Source organism: Rhizobium atlanticum, from assembly GCF_030182485.1.
Lineage (GTDB): Bacteria > Pseudomonadota > Alphaproteobacteria > Rhizobiales > Rhizobiaceae > Rhizobium.
The window spans coordinates 107,197-126,172 of sequence record NZ_JAQJCJ010000015.1 but is presented as its reverse complement, the minus strand read 5'-3'; the positions used below and the strand labels follow the sequence as shown (position 1 = coordinate 126,172).

20 protein-coding genes are annotated in these 18,976 nt (G+C 58.7%); 14 read left to right on the top strand and 6 right to left on the bottom strand.

The annotated features are described in order from the left end of the window. The first annotated feature begins 2 nt into the window (after positions 1-2). From PH551_RS21840 to PH551_RS21805, 8 genes are all read left to right on the top strand, one after another. Entirely contained in the window at positions 3-779 is a 777-nt protein-coding gene (locus PH551_RS21840; RefSeq protein WP_285194943.1) for an amino acid ABC transporter ATP-binding protein, read from the top strand. A gap of 33 nt (positions 780-812) precedes the next feature. Further along, a complete protein-coding gene (locus PH551_RS21835) occupies positions 813-1,631 on the top strand; it encodes a transporter substrate-binding domain-containing protein (RefSeq protein ID WP_285194942.1) in 819 nt (272 codons plus the stop codon). Positions 1,632-1,691: 60 nt separating this feature from the next. Beyond that, on the top strand, positions 1,692-2,405 hold the full coding sequence (locus PH551_RS21830) for an ABC transporter permease subunit (RefSeq protein WP_285194941.1): 714 nt from the start codon (positions 1,692-1,694) through the stop codon (positions 2,403-2,405). A gap of 1 nt (position 2,406) precedes the next feature. Next, positions 2,407-3,087, top strand: coding sequence for an ABC transporter permease (locus tag PH551_RS21825; RefSeq protein WP_285194940.1), 681 nt, complete (start codon positions 2,407-2,409; stop codon positions 3,085-3,087). A 23-nt stretch (positions 3,088-3,110) separates the two neighbouring features. Then, positions 3,111-3,464, top strand: a complete 354-nt coding sequence (locus PH551_RS21820) for a cupin domain-containing protein (RefSeq protein ID WP_092754245.1) — start codon at positions 3,111-3,113, stop codon at positions 3,462-3,464. 42 nt (positions 3,465-3,506) lie between these two features. Next, positions 3,507-4,826 carry an NAD(P)/FAD-dependent oxidoreductase gene (locus PH551_RS21815; RefSeq protein WP_285194996.1) on the top strand — a complete coding sequence of 440 codons (1,320 nt, stop codon included), beginning with the start codon at positions 3,507-3,509 and terminating at the stop codon, positions 4,824-4,826. 139 nt (positions 4,827-4,965) lie between these two features. After that, complete coding sequence (eutB, locus tag PH551_RS21810; RefSeq protein WP_285194939.1) at positions 4,966-5,949, top strand: hydroxyectoine utilization dehydratase EutB; 984 nt, start codon at positions 4,966-4,968, stop codon at positions 5,947-5,949. Continuing rightward, positions 5,949-6,944 (top strand): cyclodeaminase, encoded by a 996-nt coding sequence (locus tag PH551_RS21805; protein WP_285194938.1) that lies wholly within the window; start codon positions 5,949-5,951, stop codon positions 6,942-6,944. Before eutB ends, PH551_RS21805 begins: the two co-directional genes overlap by 1 nt. Positions 6,945-6,970: 26 nt before the next feature. Here the strand turns inward: PH551_RS21805 and PH551_RS21800 are convergent, their stop codons facing one another. Further along, on the bottom strand, positions 6,971-7,855 hold the full coding sequence (locus tag PH551_RS21800) for a LysR substrate-binding domain-containing protein (RefSeq protein ID WP_285194937.1): 885 nt from the start codon (positions 7,853-7,855) through the stop codon (positions 6,971-6,973). Between the two features lie 412 nt (positions 7,856-8,267). Here PH551_RS21800 and ltaE point away from each other — a divergent pair, with 412 nt between their 5' ends. The 6 genes from ltaE to PH551_RS21770 all read left to right on the top strand — a co-directional run bounded on the left by ltaE (position 8,268) and on the right by PH551_RS21770 (position 13,327). Further along, positions 8,268-9,305, top strand: coding sequence for a low-specificity L-threonine aldolase (ltaE, locus tag PH551_RS21795; protein WP_285194936.1), 1,038 nt, complete (start codon positions 8,268-8,270; stop codon positions 9,303-9,305). A 273-nt stretch (positions 9,306-9,578) separates the two neighbouring features. After that, positions 9,579-9,770 (top strand): hypothetical protein, encoded by a 192-nt coding sequence (locus tag PH551_RS21790; RefSeq protein WP_285194935.1) that lies wholly within the window; start codon positions 9,579-9,581, stop codon positions 9,768-9,770. A gap of 189 nt (positions 9,771-9,959) precedes the next feature. Beyond that, entirely contained in the window at positions 9,960-10,430 is a 471-nt protein-coding gene (locus tag PH551_RS21785; protein ID WP_285194934.1) for an ATP-binding cassette domain-containing protein, read from the top strand. Between the two features lie 56 nt (positions 10,431-10,486). Further along, positions 10,487-11,989: an NAD-dependent succinate-semialdehyde dehydrogenase gene (locus PH551_RS21780; RefSeq protein WP_285194933.1), complete on the top strand. Its 1,503-nt coding sequence runs from the start codon at positions 10,487-10,489 to the stop codon at positions 11,987-11,989. A 108-nt stretch (positions 11,990-12,097) separates the two neighbouring features. Beyond that, positions 12,098-12,451, top strand: coding sequence for a cupin domain-containing protein (locus tag PH551_RS21775; RefSeq protein WP_285194932.1), 354 nt, complete (start codon positions 12,098-12,100; stop codon positions 12,449-12,451). 39 nt (positions 12,452-12,490) lie between these two features. Next, positions 12,491-13,327, top strand: a complete 837-nt coding sequence (locus tag PH551_RS21770; protein ID WP_285194931.1) for a GNAT family N-acetyltransferase — start codon at positions 12,491-12,493, stop codon at positions 13,325-13,327. A gap of 439 nt (positions 13,328-13,766) precedes the next feature. Here the strand turns inward: PH551_RS21770 and PH551_RS21765 are convergent, their stop codons facing one another. The 5 genes from PH551_RS21765 to PH551_RS21745 form a co-directional block, all read right to left on the bottom strand. Then, positions 13,767-14,279 carry an Lrp/AsnC family transcriptional regulator gene (locus PH551_RS21765; protein WP_285194930.1) on the bottom strand — a complete coding sequence of 171 codons (513 nt, stop codon included), beginning with the start codon at positions 14,277-14,279 and terminating at the stop codon, positions 13,767-13,769. Positions 14,280-14,365: 86 nt separating this feature from the next. Further along, positions 14,366-15,439: a tartrate dehydrogenase gene (locus PH551_RS21760; RefSeq protein ID WP_285194929.1), complete on the bottom strand. Its 1,074-nt coding sequence runs from the start codon at positions 15,437-15,439 to the stop codon at positions 14,366-14,368. Positions 15,440-15,587: 148 nt separating this feature from the next. After that, a complete protein-coding gene (locus PH551_RS21755) occupies positions 15,588-16,271 on the bottom strand; it encodes a GntR family transcriptional regulator (RefSeq protein WP_285194928.1) in 684 nt (227 codons plus the stop codon). Positions 16,272-16,374: 103 nt separating this feature from the next. Beyond that, complete coding sequence (locus PH551_RS21750; RefSeq protein WP_285194927.1) at positions 16,375-17,745, bottom strand: aspartate aminotransferase family protein; 1,371 nt, start codon at positions 17,743-17,745, stop codon at positions 16,375-16,377. 8 nt (positions 17,746-17,753) lie between these two features. Then, entirely contained in the window at positions 17,754-18,830 is a 1,077-nt protein-coding gene (locus PH551_RS21745) for a phosphotransferase (RefSeq protein ID WP_285194995.1), read from the bottom strand. Between the last annotated feature and the right edge of the window lie 146 nt (positions 18,831-18,976).

The window sequence follows — 18,976 nt, the reverse complement described above, 5'->3', positions numbered from 1 at the left end:
CAATGAACGCAATTCTAAAGGTTCACGAACTCACAAAGACGTTTGGATCGACGAAGGTGCTGGATGGTATCAGCTTCGACATGAGAGAAGGTGAGGTCATTTCTCTGATCGGGTCGTCCGGATGTGGAAAAAGCACCGCACTTCGCTGTATCAATTTTCTGGAGACGCCGACATCAGGTCGGATCGAGTGCATCGGTCAGTCCGTCTCAGTCGTCAATGACGAGCGCGGCCGAAGCCAGATCGTCAACGGTCGCGATATCAGGAACCTTCGCAGACAGATCGGCATGGTGTTCCAGAACTTCAATCTCTGGCCTCATCTGAGCGTCCTGTCCAACGTGACCGAGGCACTCGTTTGGGTGCTGAAACTCGGGAAGAAAGACGCCGAAGAGGTTGCGCTCTCGGCCTTGTCGAAAGTCGGCATGGCGAGTTTCCGTGACCGCTACCCGCAACAGCTGTCGGGCGGGCAGCAACAACGCGTCGCAATCGCGCGTGTTCTGGCAATGAAGCCAAAACTCATGCTGTGCGATGAGCCGACATCCGCACTGGACCCCGAGCTCGTGGGTGAAGTGCTAAAAGTCATAAGGGCGCTGGCGGAAGCGGGGGCTACGATCCTCCTCGTCACGCATGAAATGCGGTTCGCACGCGATGTGTCGAACCGGATGATATTCCTGCAAAACGGCCGCCTTGAGCAGGATGACGAGCCGAAGGAACTGTTTCGAAATCCCGCAACGGAAGGGGTGAAGCGGTTTCTTTCTACAGTAATGGCGGCCAACGCCTGAAAAGCGCAACGAAAACCAAAAGGGGTAACAATCATGATCAACAGCAATCTCATCAAGTCAGCATTCGCAACCAGCCTTCTCGTCTGCGCACTGGCGACGGGCGCGTCGGCAAAGGACGGCGTTCTGCGCATCGGGACGGAGGGCGATGCGCCGAAGTTCAGCATGGCCGATCCGAGCGGCAAGGTAACCGGGTTCGACGCCGATATCGCCAACGGCATCTGCGCCGAGCTGAAACTGAAGTGTGAATTCGTCGTGCAGACATTCAGCTCGCTGGTGCCATCCATGGATAAGGATCGCTTTGACGTCATCATTTCCGGCCTTGGTATCACCGCCGAACGTCAGAAGAAGATCGACTACTCCATCCCCTATGCGACAACACCCCTCTATTTCGCTGTCGCCAAGGACTCCCCGCTTGCAGGCCTCAAGAGCCTCGCCGAAATCGAAAAGGCCCTCCAGGGCAAGAGTGTCGGCGTCGTCACGGGGACGACCTACGCCAGGTTCATGGAGAAGCGGATGCACGGCGCCGATCTCAAGACATACGACGCCGTCACGCAGCTCACCGCCGATCTCGCGAGCGGCCGTATCGACGTCGCCTTCGCGGATTCGCCGACATGGATGGATTTTTTCGCAACGCCCGACGGAGCCAACTTCACCAGGATCGACCTGAAGATCATGGCGATGGATGACCCAGACGTTCTTGGCCATGGCATGGGAGTCGGCATGCGCAAGGGCAATGCCGAACTCAAGACCAAGGTCGATGCCGCCCTCTGCAAGATGATCAACGATGGCAAGGTCAGGGAAGCCTCGATGCATTGGTTCCAGGACGACTACACGATTCCCTGCAAGAAGTGATCGTTTCGAACATGAAGCCTGCCTTGGCACGGCCCAGGGCAGGTCACGGGGATTGTGTCCATGTTGGGTGACCTTTGGGTGTTGATGGTGGAGCAGAGTTGGGCGCTGGCTCTGCTGAAAGGAAGTGTCGTCACGATCGTGATCGGTTTGATCGGAATGGCACTCGGTTTTCTCGTTGCAACCCCCTTGGCCATCATGCGCTGGCGGAAGGTCGTGTTCGTCTCGCAACTTGTCGACGGGTACAGCATTCTTGTTCGTGGCGTTCCGGGCTTGCTGGTCATCTATCTCCTGTTTTTCGGGTCCATCGAGTGGGTGAAGGCGATTACGGCTGCGTTCGGCTACCAGGACTCGGCTGATGACGCATACCCCTACATCGTCGGGGTGATCGCGATTGCCGTCATCTCGTGCGCCTATTCGATCGAAGTCATCCGGGGTGCGCTTCAGGCGGTGCCGTACGGTCTGCTGGAAGCCGCTCAGTCGCTCGCCTTGCCGAGAGGTGTAACGTTTATGCGCATCACGTTCCCACTGGCACTGCGGCTGGCGCTTGGCGGGATCAACAACGTCTGGCAGATGACGATCAAGGATACTTCGCTCGTCTCGGTCGTCGGCTTACAGGAATTGATGAGGACGGCTGCCATCGGTGCAGGAATCACGCGATCTCCGTTGCTTTTCTACTGCATCGCTGCGGCGCTCTTCTTCTGCATGACCGCAGTCAGTCAAACCGCGTTTTCCAGCGCCGAACGTGCGCTCGACCGCGGCTTCCGAGGAAGATGACATGGATCTTGGAATAATTGCATATGCCGTTCCCTTCCTTGTCATAGGTGCCAAGACGACGTTGCTGATCGCCGTATTCGGCGTCGGTATGGGGCTTCCCTTTGGTGTCGCCGTCGGGCTCGCGCGCTGCTCGAGAAGCCGGGTGTTGCGCCGCGTATGCGACGCCTACTGCGCGATCTTCCGCGGCACGCCTATGCTGGTCCAGGTCTTCGTCATCTATTACGGCTTGGCCCAGGTGAGTTTTATTCGTCAGAACCCCATTTTATGGTGGATGATCGGAGATGGGCTGAACGCTGCAATCCTTGCCGTGGTGCTCAACACCGGTGCCTACACGGCGGAGATTTTCCGCACGGCTTTCCTCTCCCTGCCGAAAGGACTTATCGAAGCGGCAGAAGCCTGTGGCATGCACCCGTGGCACGTCTTCAGGAGGGTGAAGTTCCCGCTTGCCGTGCGGCAGGCGCTTCCCGCTTATAGCAGCGAGGCGGCGATCATCGTGAAGGAATCCAGCCTCGCGTCAACGATTACCGTTCTGGAAATCACCGGATATGCGAAGCGGCTCATGAGCGAGACTTTCGCGATCATGGACATCTTCATGGTCACCGCAGCGTTCTATCTCACCATCAACGTCGTCGTTCTGACGGGTTTGAAACTTCTCGAACGGCGCCTGTCGTTTGCCCGATAAACAGATCCAGGAAAGGTCTTCCAATGTCCAAACTCACTTTCGTCGACTACAACAATCTGCCTGAACCGCGTAAAGGCCAGCCCGCGCCTGAAAGGCTGGTCGAGGGAAATCCGCAGTTTCTCTCCTGGGACATCGCGCAGACTGCCGACGGCGTCGTTCGCTCCGGCGTCTGGGAAGCGACGCCCGGCGCCTACCGCTCGATCAAGGGCGAAACTTTCGAATTCTGTGTCATTCTGTCGGGTGTGTCCGAATTGATTGAGGATGGCTGTGAGCCGCGACGCATCGTTGCCGGCGACGCTTTCGCCATGCATCCGGGTTTCGTCGGAACCTGGAGAGTGATCGAAACGACGCGAAAGCTTTGGGTCTGCCGAGACTAAGCCAATAATCGATTGAAACCATTTTTCCGGAACTTAGCTCTCATGGCCCAAGCTCAAGCGCATTCCATTAAATCCACGCCCTACTGGTGGGAGGACAGCACATTTCCTTCCCTGCCAGCGCGGAACGTCGAGAAGACATGCGACGTGGCGGTCGTTGGGGGAGGGTATACGGGTTTGTCGGCAGCGCTCGAACTTGCCCGTGCGGGCAAGCATGTCCAGCTGTTTGACCGTCAGGCCCTTGGCCTTGCGGCATCGGGCCGTAATGGGGGCATGGCCAGCGGAAGCATCCGTCCGGGGCGGAAGGATCTGGTCAGGCGGTTCGGGCAGGAGAGGGCGCAAGCCATTCTCCTGGAAGGTAAGGCGGCGCGAGAGGATCTCTGGCGCTTCCTCAGAGAGGAGAATATCGAATGTGACTTCTCACTATCTGGCGCCTTCAACGGGGCCATGACGGCTGATCAAGCCGACGAACTCCATCGTCAGGCAGACTTTCTGCATCGGAATCTCGGCATCGAGGCATATCCGGTGGAAAGGGCCGATGTTCCGAAGTTCATCGGAACTGACCTTTATGTCGGAGGCCTTGTGCGCAAAGACATCGGTGGGCTGCAGCCGGCCAAGCTTCTTGCGGCCATGATCGATCTGGCAAGTTCATCGACGGCGGTCATACATGAAAATACCGCAGTCCTTGGATCGACTAGCGAGGCCGGAGGCGTGCGAATTCAAACGCAGCGCGGAGAGGTTTTCGCCAGAAAGCTTCTTGTCTGCACTGATGGCTACACCGACGGTTTCGACCCGTGGCTGCGTCGCCGGCTTGTTCCTGTCCGTAGCAGGATAATTGCAACCGAGCCGCTCGACAGGGAGGTGATGGATCGGCTGATGCCGCCACGCATGATGTATGGCGACCTGCGTAAGCTCAGCTACTATTATCGGCCGTCGCACGATGGATCTCGGATCTTGTTCGGCGGGCGCGACGGGACGACTGAAGGTGACTCCGCTGCTCCGATTGCACATCTGCAAAGCGAAATTGCTCGGCTCTTTCCCGAACTTGCAGGAATAGGTCTTACACACAGCTGGTTCGGCTATGTCGCCATGAACCGCGACATGATCCCGCGCATGTTCACCCGCGGAAATACAGTCTATGCGACCGGCTATTGCGGCTCCGGTGTCGTATGGGCCAGGTGGCTGGGCAAGAAGGCGGCGTTCAAGATCCTCGGTGACGGGGAACAATCGCGCTCTGCGTTCGATTTCGATGCCGCTCCGAGCGCCGTCCCATTCTTCAACGGCAAACCCTGGTTCATTCCTATCGTTTACTCGATGTATGCGCGCCACGACAGAAAGATTCTCCTCAGACGCCTTAAGGGCTGAGGTTCAGATGCCATCTCGTTTCTGCAAGTCCGCCACGGCGCCGAAAAAAGTTCGTGTCGTCCGCTTGCAACCAAGCCCTGCGTTGGCGCTACGCGCAGCAGACAACAACTGGCAAAGGCCGGAGCTAAGGTGAACAGGCATGATTAGTCTGGAAACGATCGAGCAGGCGCGCGAGCGCATCAGCAAGCACATCCGGATCACGCCTGTCGTCATGTCGGCGACACTGTCCGAACTGGCCGGGACGCAAGTCAGCCTGAAGCTGGAGCATCGCCAGTTGACCGGAAGCTTCAAGCTCCGTGGAGCAACCAATGCCGTGTTGCAGCTCACCCAATCCGAGCGAGATAGAGGCGTTGTTGCGGCTTCCACCGGCAATCACGGACGCGCGCTGTCCTATGCCGCCGGCGCGATTGGCTCCCGAGCGACCATTTGCATGTCTCACCTCGTGCCGGAAAACAAGGTGTCCGAAATCCGCCGGCTCGGCGCTCGCGTACGGATCGTCGGGTCATCCCAAGATGAAGCGCAGGCTGAGGTTGATCGTCTCGTCGCGGAGGAGGGCCTCAGCATGATCCCGCCCTTTGATCACCCCTGGATCATCGCCGGTCAGGGCACCGTCGGACTTGAAATCGTCGAGGCGATGCCTGACGTCGCCGCGGTTCTCGTTCCCCTGTCCGGCGGCGGTTTGGCAGCAGGTGTCGCGGCAGCGGTCAAGGCGGTGCGCCCGGTTGCCAAGGTAATCGGTATAACTATGGAAAGGGGAGCGGCGATGAAGGCTAGCATCGACGCGGGGCACCCGGTCCAGGTCGAAGAGCATCGAAGTTTCGCCGACTCGCTCGGCGGCGGCATCGGTTTGGCCAATGCCTGGACGTACCCGATGTGCAAAACCCTTCTCGACGACGTGGTGCTCGTCAGCGAGCGCGAGATAGCCGCCGGCATACGTCACGCCTATGCGTATGAGCGCGAGATAATCGAGGGTGCTGGGGCAGTCGGTATTGCTGCGCTGCTCTCAGGCAAACTGGCGCAGGTTGAAGGCCCGATCGTCGCCATTCTTTCAGGCGGGAACATCGACATGTCGTTGCACATGAAGGTGGCTAGCGGCCTTGACACAATTGATGAGGGAAGCTGATGCCAAAAATAAGGATATTGACCGAATCAGAGCTTCGAACCATCGTTCCGCTCGACATGGATGCGGTGAATTGCGTTGAAAACGCCTTCCGCGCATTGGCCCTGGAAAACGCGGTTCAGATGCCGCCGGTTTTGCGCCTCGATGTGCCCGACAGCAGGGGCGAAGTCGATGTGAAGACGGCTTATATTCATGGTTTGAGCAGCTTTGCCATCAAGGTCAGCCCTGGTTTCTTTGATAATCCGAAGATCGGACTTCGCAGCACCAACGGTCTGATGGTCTTGCTGTCGAGCAAAACGGGCTTGGTGCAGGCGCTCTTGCTGGACAATGGCTACCTCACCGACGTTCGCACGGCGGCCGCCGGCGCTGTCGCGGCAAACCATCTGGCACGGAAGGACGCGTCGATTGCAACGGTCTTCGGGGCGGGCGTTCAGGCCAGGCTGCAACTCGAGGCCCTCATGCTGGTGAGACCTATTCGAGAGATCCGCGTTTGGGCGCGTGATTATCGACGGGCGCAAGCGCTTGTTGAGCAGCTCGGAGCAAGACAAAATCTTTCCATTTCCGCATTTGAGGATCCGCGAAGCGCGATCGCCGGGTCAAAGATCGTTGTCACGACGACACCTGCCGACCGACCCATTGTCGATGCCTCGTGGCTCGAACCCGGACAGCATCTGACCGCCATGGGTTCGGACGCAGAACATAAGAACGAGATTGACCCCATTGCTATCAAAGCGGCAGATGTTTACGTGGCTGACAGCCTCAAACAAACGCGAAGACTGGGTGAATTGCGCCATGCCATCGACGCAGGTCTCGTCGCAAGCGATGCTGATTTTCCGGAACTAGGTCAGGTCGTTGTAGGTGCCAGACCGGGCCGCAGAAGTGCCTCGGACATCACCATAGCCGATCTTACGGGGACCGGTGTTCAGGATACCGCTATCGCCACCCTGGCGTTTGCGCGCGCCGAAGAACGAAGTGCCGGCACGTTCTTTGAAAGTTGATGCTTGTCGGCTGTTTGCCTCCGACCTCATGACGCAGCATGAAAATCTTCTTGAATGGCGGCGAGAAGCCAAGAGACGAATTGATCGATTCCAGCCGTCCTCCTCGCCGATGCCGAACGAATAACGCCGTAATGTGAACCATCAGGGTGAAAGCCGAATGGTGCGGTCAGGCGGCCTTTGCGGATATCGTCAATGGCAATGATCTTTGGGCACATGGCCACACCAAGGCCGCCGGCTGCGGCCTCCACCATCAGGAAATGATGGTCAAGAAAGCGCGTCGAGCGCGGCTTCGGCGCGTCCGGATGAGCGGTGGACCACTTCTGCCATCCATCCGGACGGGTCTTTGCAGCAAGCGCGACATAATCGCCGGCAGCAAACCGATCCGTCATGGCAGGATGCATGACAGGACCGACTTCCTCCTCGATCAACCGTTCGACCTGCCAATTCGCATCGATCGCGAAATCAAGCCTACGGATTGCAAGGGTGATACGGTCGCGCGCAAAATCGAAACCCCCGCCACCGACAGAAAGGTGAAAATCGATTTCGGGATGGCGATCCTGAAATTCCGACAGGCGCGGGATCAGCCATCGCATGGCGACGGATCGTTCGCATGAAACGACGATCGGCGGTGACTGATCGACTTTGCGGATATCCTCCAGCGCCGCCGAAACGAGGGACAAAGCGTCTGTCGTCGCCTGCGCGAGCCGTGAACCCTCTCCCGTCAGCCTTAGGCCACGCCCATCAACTTCCAGCAGACGAATGTCGAGGTGTTCGGAAAGTTTCGAAACGCGCCGGCTGACAGCACCGTGCGTCAAATTTAACTCAGCCGCAGCCGCACGCACGGAACCAAGGCGCGCAACGACCTCAAAGGCACGCAGATCATCGAGGGATGGAATGTCCGACCGCTTCATTGGTGACAAACTATCACCGGTAGATTTGAAATCATATCAATTTCCATCTCGACGTACGAAGGAACAATCGAGGCGGGCGCTCTTGTGAAGCGCGGCTCCTCGAATTTGCAGAGTAGGACAGGACGGCAACGTTTCGCACGTTGTCTCCATCGAAGAGGGTAGCCGCATGCTGTGACAACGATGCAGCTTATGTGATCGTCACAGGGCGGCAGCCGCTTGCAGATAGGCCGCGAAAGATCAAACCAAAGTTCGATGTCGCAGGCGGGGGTCAAAGGCAGTTGCAGCGCGACATTGATATGGCGTCGCATGATTGGTGATCGACGATCACCATAATCCGTCAGTTTATATCGATAGTCCGAGCCTATCCTTTCGCTAGTATGACCGATACAGCCAAACCGATAGGGTCTCGATCATGCAAGCCAATGCTGCTATCCGCCTGGACTTCCGCTCTGATACGGTTACCCGTCCAACCGCGCAGATGCGCGCGGTGATGGCGGCCGCCGAGGTCGGCGACGATGTCCTTGGTGACGACCCCACGGTCAAGGCGCTCGAGGCCCGACTTGCCGCACTATTCGGCAAGGAAGCGGGACTGTTCGTGCCAACCGGCACCATGTCCAATCTCGCTGCGATCATGAGCCATTGCCAGCGCGGCGAGGAATTTCTCTGCGCAACCGGAGCTCACACCTATCTGTGGGAAGCCGGAGGCGCTGCGGTGCTGGGCTCGGTCCAGCCGCAGCCATTGCCGGTGCGCGCCGACGGCACGATCCCCATCGAGGAGCTTCACGCCGCGGTGAAGGACGATGATCCGCATTTTGCGATCACGCGACTGGTCACCATCGAGAACACCTTCGCCGGGCGGGTCCTGCCGCGCGATCATCTGGCCGAGGTCGTCGAATTTGCGCGGGAGCGGAAGCTCGCCACCCATCTCGATGGTGCGCGGTTGTTCAACGCGGCTGCGGCGCTCGGCGTTGATGTCGGGTACCTGGCAGAGGGCTTCGATAGCGTGTCGCTGTGCCTTTCAAAGGGGCTGGGGGCGCCGCTCGGATCAGTGCTGGTCGGCGATGCCCCATTGATCGCCCGTGCGCGCCGGTGGCGCAAGATGCTCGGCGGCGGAATGCGGCAGGCAGGGATAATTGCAGCGGCTGGGCTGTACGCGCTCGACCATCACGTCGACCGGCTGGTCGAGGACCACGCCAATGCTCGGGTGCTCGCGCAAGCATTTGCGGGAATAGAGGGGCTGAAGGTGACCCCGCCGCAATCAAACGTGGTCTTTGTCGAGCTCTCGACCGATCTGGCGACCCGGCTGTCCAAGGCGCTACGTGAACTCGGCATCGCGGCGAGTTTCTGGCCCGGTGGGCGAATGCGCTGGGTCACCCATCTCGATGTCAACCGTGCCGCTGTCGACGAGGCCATCGCGGCAGTGCGCGAGATCACCGAGGGCCGGACATGAGAGGCGTCATCGATCGACAATTGATCATCAGAATAACAAACCGACTGCCGCACCAAACAGCCCTTGCGCCGCAATAGCCCAATGACTGCGGCGGTGGGCGGTCGGAACTGGCGGAAAGACTGCCAAGGCAGGGGCGCTTCCCATATTCACCTGAAGAAGCGCCGATATTGCAGGTGGGGCCTGGTGGAGATGCGGTAGGTGGCAGAGACCCTCGCCACGTTTTGGACTGGTAAACGACGCTGGTTACGCGTCGAACAAGCAAGGAAGCAGGGCATGCATCTGTTCGCACGCAAGGACCTCGAGGAAGCCGCCGCACTCGTCTACCGGCATATGTCCCCTACACCGCAATACGTGTGGCCGCAGATCTCCGAAAAGGCAGGGGCCGTGGTCTGGATCAAGCACGAGAATCATACGCCGGCCGGCGCTTTCAAGGTCCGCGGCGGAATCACGGCCTTTGGCGGCTAGGTCATCGAGTACGGCCCGACTTCGACGAGGGTGGGGAGGACACCACCGGTGGCGACGGTAAGCAAGTGACAGTAAGCGGCACGAGAGCTTAAGGCAGCGATTACTGCCCATATGCTCATCAATTTTGAGTAACTTTCGGCGGCCGGAGAAAACCGCACCCCTGGCGTACAATCCCAGCCAGGCAAAGCGATGGTTTCCATCGACCCACTCACCATGTCCTTCGGCGCCTATGTGGCTGTCCAGGATGCCGATCTCAGTGTCTCCGATGGCGAGTTCCTCGCTATCGTCGGACCCACCGTATGCGGCAAGAGCACCATACTCAATGCGATCGGCGGCCTCCTGAAACCCGCAAGTGGCATCGTTTCCATCGATGGTCAGCCTGTGCGCGCAGAACGACATCGGTTACTTGTTCCAGGATGCATCTCTTCCGTGGAAGATCGCGATCAGAATGTGGAGCTCGGTCCCATGTTCAAGGGTGTCGGCGCTGCCGAACGCCGCAAGCGGTCGATGAGATGGCTCGCTAAAGTTGGGCTAAAAGGTTTCGAGCATCGCACTCCGCATCAGCTTTCCGGCGGTGCAAATGGCGCAGTCCCTGATTACAGGGCACCGGGATTTCGGAAGATCGAAAATAATCCGCGAGACCAATTTGATCTATATTGACACCAATGGCTAAACCAATTCTATATTGATCGCACAACGATCCTGATTGGTAGCGAATGGTGGTGAACGTGAAAGCAACTCCGACACTTGAAGCAAGCCGTGCGCCTTCGCAGGCGGCTGTAGCATGCGAAGCTCCCACGCAACTGTTCATCGGCGGCGAATGGGTTTCGGCAAAAGGTGGCCGGACCTTCGATGTGATCGATCCTTCGACTGCCGAAGCAATCGCCACAGTTTGTGACGGCGACATCCCGGATGCAATAGCGGCCGTCGACGCGGCAGAAAAGGCGGCTGCGGCCTGGAAGGCAACGTCGCCGCGGCGGCGCGCAGATGTCCTGATGAAGTGTTTTCACCTCCTTCTCGAACAAGCAGAGTGGTTGGCGCAACTGATCACGGTGGAAAACGGCAAGGCGCTTCCCGACGCGAGATCGGAGGTGGCCTACGCGGCCGAGTTTTTCCGTTGGTATGCCGAGGAGGCCGTTAGGGCTCCCGGTGAATTTGGATCAGCACCTTCGGGCACAAACCAGATCATCGTCAGCCATGAGCCAATTGGTATCGCCGTATTGGTAACGCCCTGGAATTTCCCGGCAGCGATGGCGACCCGAAAAATTGCCCCGGCATTGGCTGCAGGCTGCACTTGCATCCTGAAGCCGGCAGCCGAAACGCCTCTGACGGCGCTCGCCATTGGAGAACTGATGCGGCAGGCAGGTGTTCCTGCCGGTGTCGTCAACATCGTTCCCACGAAAAAAGCCGGTCCTGTGGTCAGCGCAATGCTGCATGACAAGCGGGTTCGGAAGCTGTCGTTCACCGGCTCGACAGGCGTTGGCAGGATACTATTGCGCGAGGCCGCGGACCAGGTCGTCAGTTGCTCAATGGAATTGGGCGGCAACGCGCCTTTCATCGTATTCGACGATGCCGACCTGGAAACGGCGGTCGCCGGCGCAATGGTTGCAAAGATGCGCAACGGCGGTGAGGCTTGCACGGCCGCAAACCGCTTCTACGTCCAAAAAGGAATTTCTGCTGACTTCATACGCCGCTTCGCGGAGGAGATGGCAGCGCTCAACGTCGGGCCAGGACTGGCACCGGATACGCAGCTTGGCCCACTGATCACCGATGCCGCGGTCGCCAAGGTCGAGCGCCTGGTAGACGATGCGATAGCCAAGGGAGCCCGGCTGGTAACAGGCGGTAGCAGGTTGAGCGGCGAGGGTTTCTATTATTTGCCAACCGTTCTCGCCAATGTCTCTCCGGACGCGGAGATTCTTCGCGAAGAAATCTTCGGTCCGGTTGCGCCGGTGATTGTGTTTGATGCCGAGGACGAGGTCGTCGATCTGGCCAACGACACCGAATACGGGCTTGTATCCTATATCTTCAGCCGAGACCTCAAGCGTGTGCTTGCGGTCGCCGGCAGGCTGGAAAGCGGCATGGTCGGGATTAACCGCGGTGTCGTTTCCGACGCTGCGGCGCCGTTCGGCGGCATGAAGCAGAGTGGCCTTGGCCGCGAAGGCAGTCATCACGGCATGCTCGAATACCTTGAGACCAAGTACATCGCCGTCACCTGGTAGGTCGTCGCGAGCATGGCCGTTTGCTAGTTAGCAATCATGTACCGACGTCGGCAGGCTCCAAACACGGAACAATGCCGCGGGTGACTGCAGCAAGAATAGGAGAGATAAATGGCGCTACTGAAAACCATCGACCCCAATCCATCCTTCGAGCCGAAGCATAGAACTGCCGAGCCGGAACGCCTCATTGCGGGCAGCCCCGCCTTCAAGACGTGGCTGCAGGACACCGCCAAGGACGGCAAGGTCAATACCGGTGTTTTCGAGGCGACGCCCGGCGAAACGCACTCCATCAAGGGCGAAACATTTGAATTTTGCCATCTTGTACATGGTGTGATCGAACTGACGGAAAAGGACAAGGACCCGGTCATTTATCGCGCCGGCGACAGCTTCGTGATGAAGCCGGGCTACGTCGGGGTCTGGAAGACAATCGAGACGGTGCGGAAGATTTTCGTCACCGTCACCTGACTGTTCGGGCAAACGATGCCTTTTTTAAGGTGCTTCTTCATGCAAACGGAATCGATCGTTCTTGCGCCTTTCGAGGCTCATCATGTGGGCGGAGCCCTCGCGCTGTCGCGTGCAGCGGGTTGGGCGCACAGGAGGGAAGACTGGGAAATGATACGGTCTCTGAGCGAAGGACGCGTTGCGCTCGCCGGCGACCGGGTTGTGGGTACCGCCCTCATGACTCCCTTCGGCGACACCTGCTCTGCCATTAACATGATTATTGTCGATGAAAGCCAGCGTGGCCGGGGGGTGGGAAGAAAATTGACCACCGCCGTGTTGGAACTCGCTGGTGAGCGTGAATGCCGATTGACGGCGACGAATGACGGCTTGCCTCTATATGAAAAACTCGGATTCGTTGCGACGCACCAAATCCTCCGTCATCAAGGCATTGCCGGTCAGGTCGATGCTCCTGAGAATGTTGAGTGGATCGACCCTGGCGCGCTGCCGGCAATCAAAGCGCTCGATCGTATGGCATTCGGGGCCGGCCGTGACGCGATATACAACGTCCTGGCGAATGAGGGGAGTTTCGCCGCCATCCGGAAAGGTGATCGTATCGTCGCCTTTGCGGCAACGCGGTTGTTCGGAAAGGGTGAAGTCGTCGGGCCGGTCGTTGCGGAAAACTCGGAACAGGCGAGGGACTTGCTTGCCTTCATCCTTGCGGGCAAGGAAGGCCGCATTGTGCGAGTCGACATCCCTGAACAGACCGGCCTTTCGTCACAGCTCGAAGACTGGGGGCTGCCTCGCGGGGGCACCGTCGTTGCGATGGTTCGCGGCGCGGCGTGTCGATCTGATACACCGGCCGTTCAAACTTTCTGCCTTGCGAGCCAAGCCATCGGCTAACGTGAAAATCCGAAGTGCGACCCGGCGACATTGGTCAGATCTGGCTGCCACTGGGAAAAAAGCGTCTCACCCCAAAGGCGCCCGCGCGAGTGGCGATCACGAAGATGCACTGAAAATTCCGGCAAGGTCAATTATTCCAGTTCGCGCCAGACAAGACCGCAAACTCTCTTTCATCGGCCTTTACGTGTATGCTGCCCGCCAACAGGGGCGCCCATTCTGACGGGCTGCTCCTTAGATGCAATGCTGGCCTTCACCCACGGCATTGCCGCAGCGCTCGGAGAGCTGGCCGGATCTGAATCTGCGTTGGCGGTTTTCCCCTCTGCTTTGCTGTCGACCACGCAGTAGCCTTGAGCAGGCGCTCCCACTCTCGCAGCATCCACGGCTCCGCCGCCTCGAAATGGTAGCCACCCATGACCTGTTCTTCAGTCGTCGTCTATCATCATTCCAGCGGCACGAGATGCCGGCTGTCGAGGTTTGGACGCTGGAGCAGGTTTGCAAGCGGCACATGCACTTTAATCAGGGGCGATTTCAAGACGACGTAGGTGAAGTACTTGTCAATGCCGATCTCGAAATCGAGGAGCTGCTCCATGATCGTCTGATACTCGTCGATTCCGGCGGTGACAAATTTTACGAGATAGTCGTAGCTTCCCGAAACCAAATGGCACTCGATGACCTGATCGACCTTCTCGATAGCGCTGATAAATCTCGCGAAGTCCAGTTGACGGTGGTTTTTCAGCGTGATTTCGGTGAACACCGTCAGCGTCTGGCCCAGTTTTGCGCTATTGATCTGCGCAGAGTAGCCCTGGATATAGCCCTTCGCCTCCAGCTTTCTTACGCGCAACAAACAGGGACTTGGCGAGAGGTTGACCATTTCCGAAAGCTCGACATTCGTCATTCGGCCATTTGTCTGCAATGCGTTCAGTATCTTGATGTCAATCCGATCGAGTTTCATTGGCTAATTCCCGCTGATGAGGATGGCGCCGGCGAAATGGCTTCCTTGCTTTGTGATTGTTCCAAGTCATCGTCGGCCACGTGTCTCTAGAAATTCGAAGAGTGGATCGCGTCGCAGACGGCCTCGGTAACCTCCCGGGTAGTGGCTGAGCCGCCGACGTCGGGAGTAAGGATTCCGGCGCCGGTCACCCGCTCGACAGCGCGCATGAGGCGGACTGAGCCTTCCCGCTCGCCGAGGTGGTCGAGCATCTGGGCAGCAGTCCAGAATGCGGCAACCGGGTTAGCGATGCCCTTGCCGGCAATGTCGAAGGCGGAGCCGTGGATCGGCTCGAACATCGAGGGAAAGCGACGCTCCGGATCGATGTTCGCCGTCGGTGCAACTCCTAGACTACCGGCAAGCGCACCAGCGAGATCGGAAAGGATGTCGGCGTGAAGGTTCGTTGCTACGATGGTATCCAGGCTCTGCGGCTTGAGCGTCATCCGGACCGTCATGGCATCGACCAGCATCTTGTCCCACGTAACCTCGGGGAATTCCGCCGCCACCTCACAAGCGATATCGTCCCACATGACCATGCCGTGCCGCTGGGCATTGGACTTCGTAACGACGGTAAGCAACTTGCGTCGCCGCGATTGGGCCAAGCTGAAGGCGTAGCGCATGATGCGAGTGACGCCGACGCGGGTGAAGATGGCGACCTCGGTGCCGACCTCTTCGGGCAGGCCGCGATGAGCGCGACCGCCATGGCCAGAATATTCACCTTCGGAGTTCTCCCGCACAATCACCCAGTCGAGATCGCAATTACCGCAATTGCGCAGCGGCGAAGTTATGCCAGGCAGGATCTTGGTTGGCCGGACATTGGCGTACTGGTCGAAGCCCTGGCAGATCGGCAATCTGAGCCCCCACAGGGTAACATGGTCGGGAACATCCGGTGCTCCGACCGCGCCGAAATAGATAGCGTCGAATTTCTTGAGCTGCTCCAGTCCGTCCGACGGCATCATCACGCCATGTTTCTTGTAGTATTCAGATCCCCAGCTGAAATTTTCAAAGGCGAATTTTACGTCGCCGAGTCGGATCTCCAGGCGTGAAAGAACAGTCTGGCCAGCAGCGATCACCTCAGGTCCGATGCCGTCGGCTGGTATGGTTGCGATGGAGTATTCACGCATAAACTTCTCCGCAGCGTTATTTGGCTCAAGTTGACTGCCGGCGACCGTTGCCAGGCATGGGATTGGCGTCGAACTCGCGTCGCCGGCATCCTCAGCGCCGCCTGAGATGCGGTCTTTTCCGAAACGTCACATTCTCAGGGAGCGCTGGTCAGCGTTGATCGAGCAATTTGATCTGGAGATCTTCCCAATGCTCCTGGAATGCATCCCGCGCCGTATCGTAGTGACGGCTCCTCAAGCTGTTGATGAGCCGCTCGTGTTCTTCCGCCATTTCTTCAGCGGTGGAGTAGAAATCCTGCCGCTGTGCGAGAAGAAGCTCGATCTCGCCCTCAAGGTCCGAATAGGTCCGCTTGAGCCGAGGGCTACCGCTGGAGGCGATGATCGCGCGGTGGAAGTCGCGGTCCGCAGCAACCAGCAGGGATCTGTCTGAGGACAGCGTCGACCTGTGCATGACTTCGACCGCCTCCAGCGCCTGAGAGGGGATAATGCCGGTCAGCACGATCAGACGGATGGCCTCGCCCTCAATTGCGCCGCGCACTCGCGTTATATCGACAATATCGTCTGGCCCGAATTCGGGCACCACAAAGCCCCGGTTCGGTATCTGACGCAACAGACCTTGCGTGACGAGCACCTGGGCTGCTGTACGGAATGTGTGCCGCGAGGTCGAATGCTCTTCGCACATCTTCACGTCGCGTAGGAACTCGCCCGGTCGGAAGTCCCCCGACAAGATTCGCCGTCGCAAGGCGTGAGTCAGGATCTCCACTGCGCTGGCGGGCAAAGACTCGACGTTCATCTCTGGATCTTCGGCTCGGTTCTTGGCGGGCAGCGACGGCATGGCTTTGGCTTTGCTCGTTGTTTATGTCGTATACCTACGCCACATGCGGCAGCGCAGGGCAAGGGAGATGATATCGTACCTCCGCGCCGCATGCTGGCGGTTCCTAGATCTGCACCGACCGAAGCGCCTCGTCGACGCCTTCGAGCAAACGCGCCGCGTTGGCCGATGTGAAGATGAGCGGGGGTCTGATCTTCAGGATATGTGCGTCCGCTCCCGTCGCGGAAATGAGGATGCGCCCGTCGCGCAGGGCATTGACCGCCGCAAGCGCTCGGTCCATGTCGGGTGTTTTTCGGTCTCTGTCCGTAACGAGTTCGACGGCGAAATAGAGGCCGGCCCCACGAACATCGCCGACAAATTCGTATTTTTTCTGCAGGCTCCGGAGGCCGTCGAGTATTTCGCCGCCGACCTTGACGGCATTGTCCAACAGGCCTTCCTCGAGAATGGTGTCGAGCACGGCTCTTGCTGCGGCGATAGCGACGGAGTTGCCGCCAAACGTATTGAAGTAGCGCATGCTGGACCCGAATTCGGCAACGAGTTCGGGCCGCAGCACCACGCCGGCAACGGGATAGCCGTTGCCCATCGGTTTGCCCATCGTGACGATATCCGGATCGACCTTATGACGGCTGTGGCCCCAAAGATGGGTGCCGGTCCGCCCGAATCCGGACTGCACCTCGTCGGCAATGAACAGGCCGCCAGCCTTGCGCACAACTTCCGCCACCGGCGCTAATACGTCCGTCGGATCGACGTAGAGACCATCGGAGGAGAAGACGGAATCGGCGATGAAAGCCGCTATGCCGCCGCCATGCCGCTCCATGTCGGTGATCTGCCGCGCAACATCCTCCGCCATCCGCCGGCCGATTTGCTCGACGGGCAGACGATAGGAATCCGGCGCGGCGACCGTGCGAAGATAGGGATCCAATGCCGACTTCCTGCCGAGTGACGGCGAGATTGCCGCCACCGCGCCGCTGTTGCCATGATAGGCTTCCGCCGTGACGATGACGCCGGTTTTGCGTGTGTGGTAACGCGCAATCCGCAAGGCGAGATCGTTGGCTTCCGAGCCCGTGCATGTGAACATCGCGCATCCGGTCCGGCCGAGTTCGCCACCGAACGTATTGATCAGGGCTTCGGCATAGTCCAGCAGCGGCTCCTGCATGTAACGCGTGTGGGTACAGAGTACTTCGAGCTGCTTCTGGATCGCCTCGACGACACGCGGATGAGAGTGACCCAGCGACACCACGTTGTTGTAGGCATCAAGATATTCGTTGCCGTGCTTGTCATAGAGGAAGACGCCCTTCGCACGGGAGATCTCAACCGGCGACTTGTAGAAGAGCCGATAAGCAGGCCCGAGCAGCCTTTGTCGCCTGGCGACATGCGCCAGATCTTCACTTGTGAGATGAGACGTGTCCTGAGGGTTGAAGCCGTTTGGCATGTCGCCACGGAAGCCCTTGGGCAGGGTAGTCGCTTGTTTGGACATTGCTGTTCCTATCGTGTCAGAAGATCGGAAATCTGTGCGGTCGAAATTGAGTGAAACCACTCGAGGTGGGCCCAGCCGGCTTCTGTATTGCGCAGGATATAGCGGCTATTCTCGGGGAAGATCTCTGCGCGCCAGCATGTCAGCAGCGCACGAACCGCAAGGCGTCCCATCGACAGGAAGGGAATGAGCCGGAGCTCCTCATCCGTCAGTTCGGCATGGCGGAGATAACCGCGCAGAACATCGCGCGCTTCGTCGAACAGGTCTCGCCGGTTCCCATGGTCGAATGTTTTTGGCATCTGGTTCATCAACGCCGTGGAGACATCGACGGCGATGGCGGTACGAACCGCATCGCCGAAGTCGATGACGCCGGTCAGGAACTGTGGATTGGTGTGATCGACGACCAGGTTCGACGTATTGAAGTCGTTGTGGAGCACTTGCCGCCGGCACAGATCGAGCTTCGGCTTGATTTCGGCAAACCGCTCGAGCGCACGGACGGTCCAGGCCCGCTTGCCGCCCTCAGGGATGAAGCTCAACAGATCGGTGAGGTCGAGCAGATGGGTGACGTCCCATGCCACCGTCCGGTCGTCTGCGGGGTGCGAGAAATCGGCCATGGAATGACGCAGTTTTGCCAGGATTTCGCCGATCCGTTCACGCTGCGGGGCTGTGCAAGATGTCCGGTCAAGCGGGGTGCCGGCAAGGAAGGTAATAAGACGCACGACTCTCCGCTCGCCGCCACTCGTAGTGACGGTCGGCAAATCCGCCCCGTCGACATCGCGAATTGTGCGGGGAATTGGTAGGTCAGGGGCTCGCTGCTCCAAATGACGCATCAGCGACACCTGGAAATCGAGTTCCTCGATCCGCTCAGAAGGATGAGCGATCTTCAATACAAACTTCCCCTGGGCGGCACAGTCGAGGAGGAACGTGTCGTCCTTTTCTGTTTCAAAGCGAGTTGCCGAGCCGTGCGTGCCATATAGCCGCTCGGCAATTCGTTCGGCTTCCGCAGTGCCCACGGTATGGCACGCCTCGGAAAGCTCAGGGACGCGGGCTGGCCCGCATTGATGCTTGTAACCCATCTTCAAACTCATTCCTGTCCTGCCTCGGAAGGGCGGTTCGATGACCTCAGTATCCCATGCTTCCGTTTTTGTACAACAATTTTTTTCGCTGACGAATGGGATCAAGCTCAGTTTTTCCGATGATTTCAAGCTTAATCGACAAAGAACCCCTCTAGATA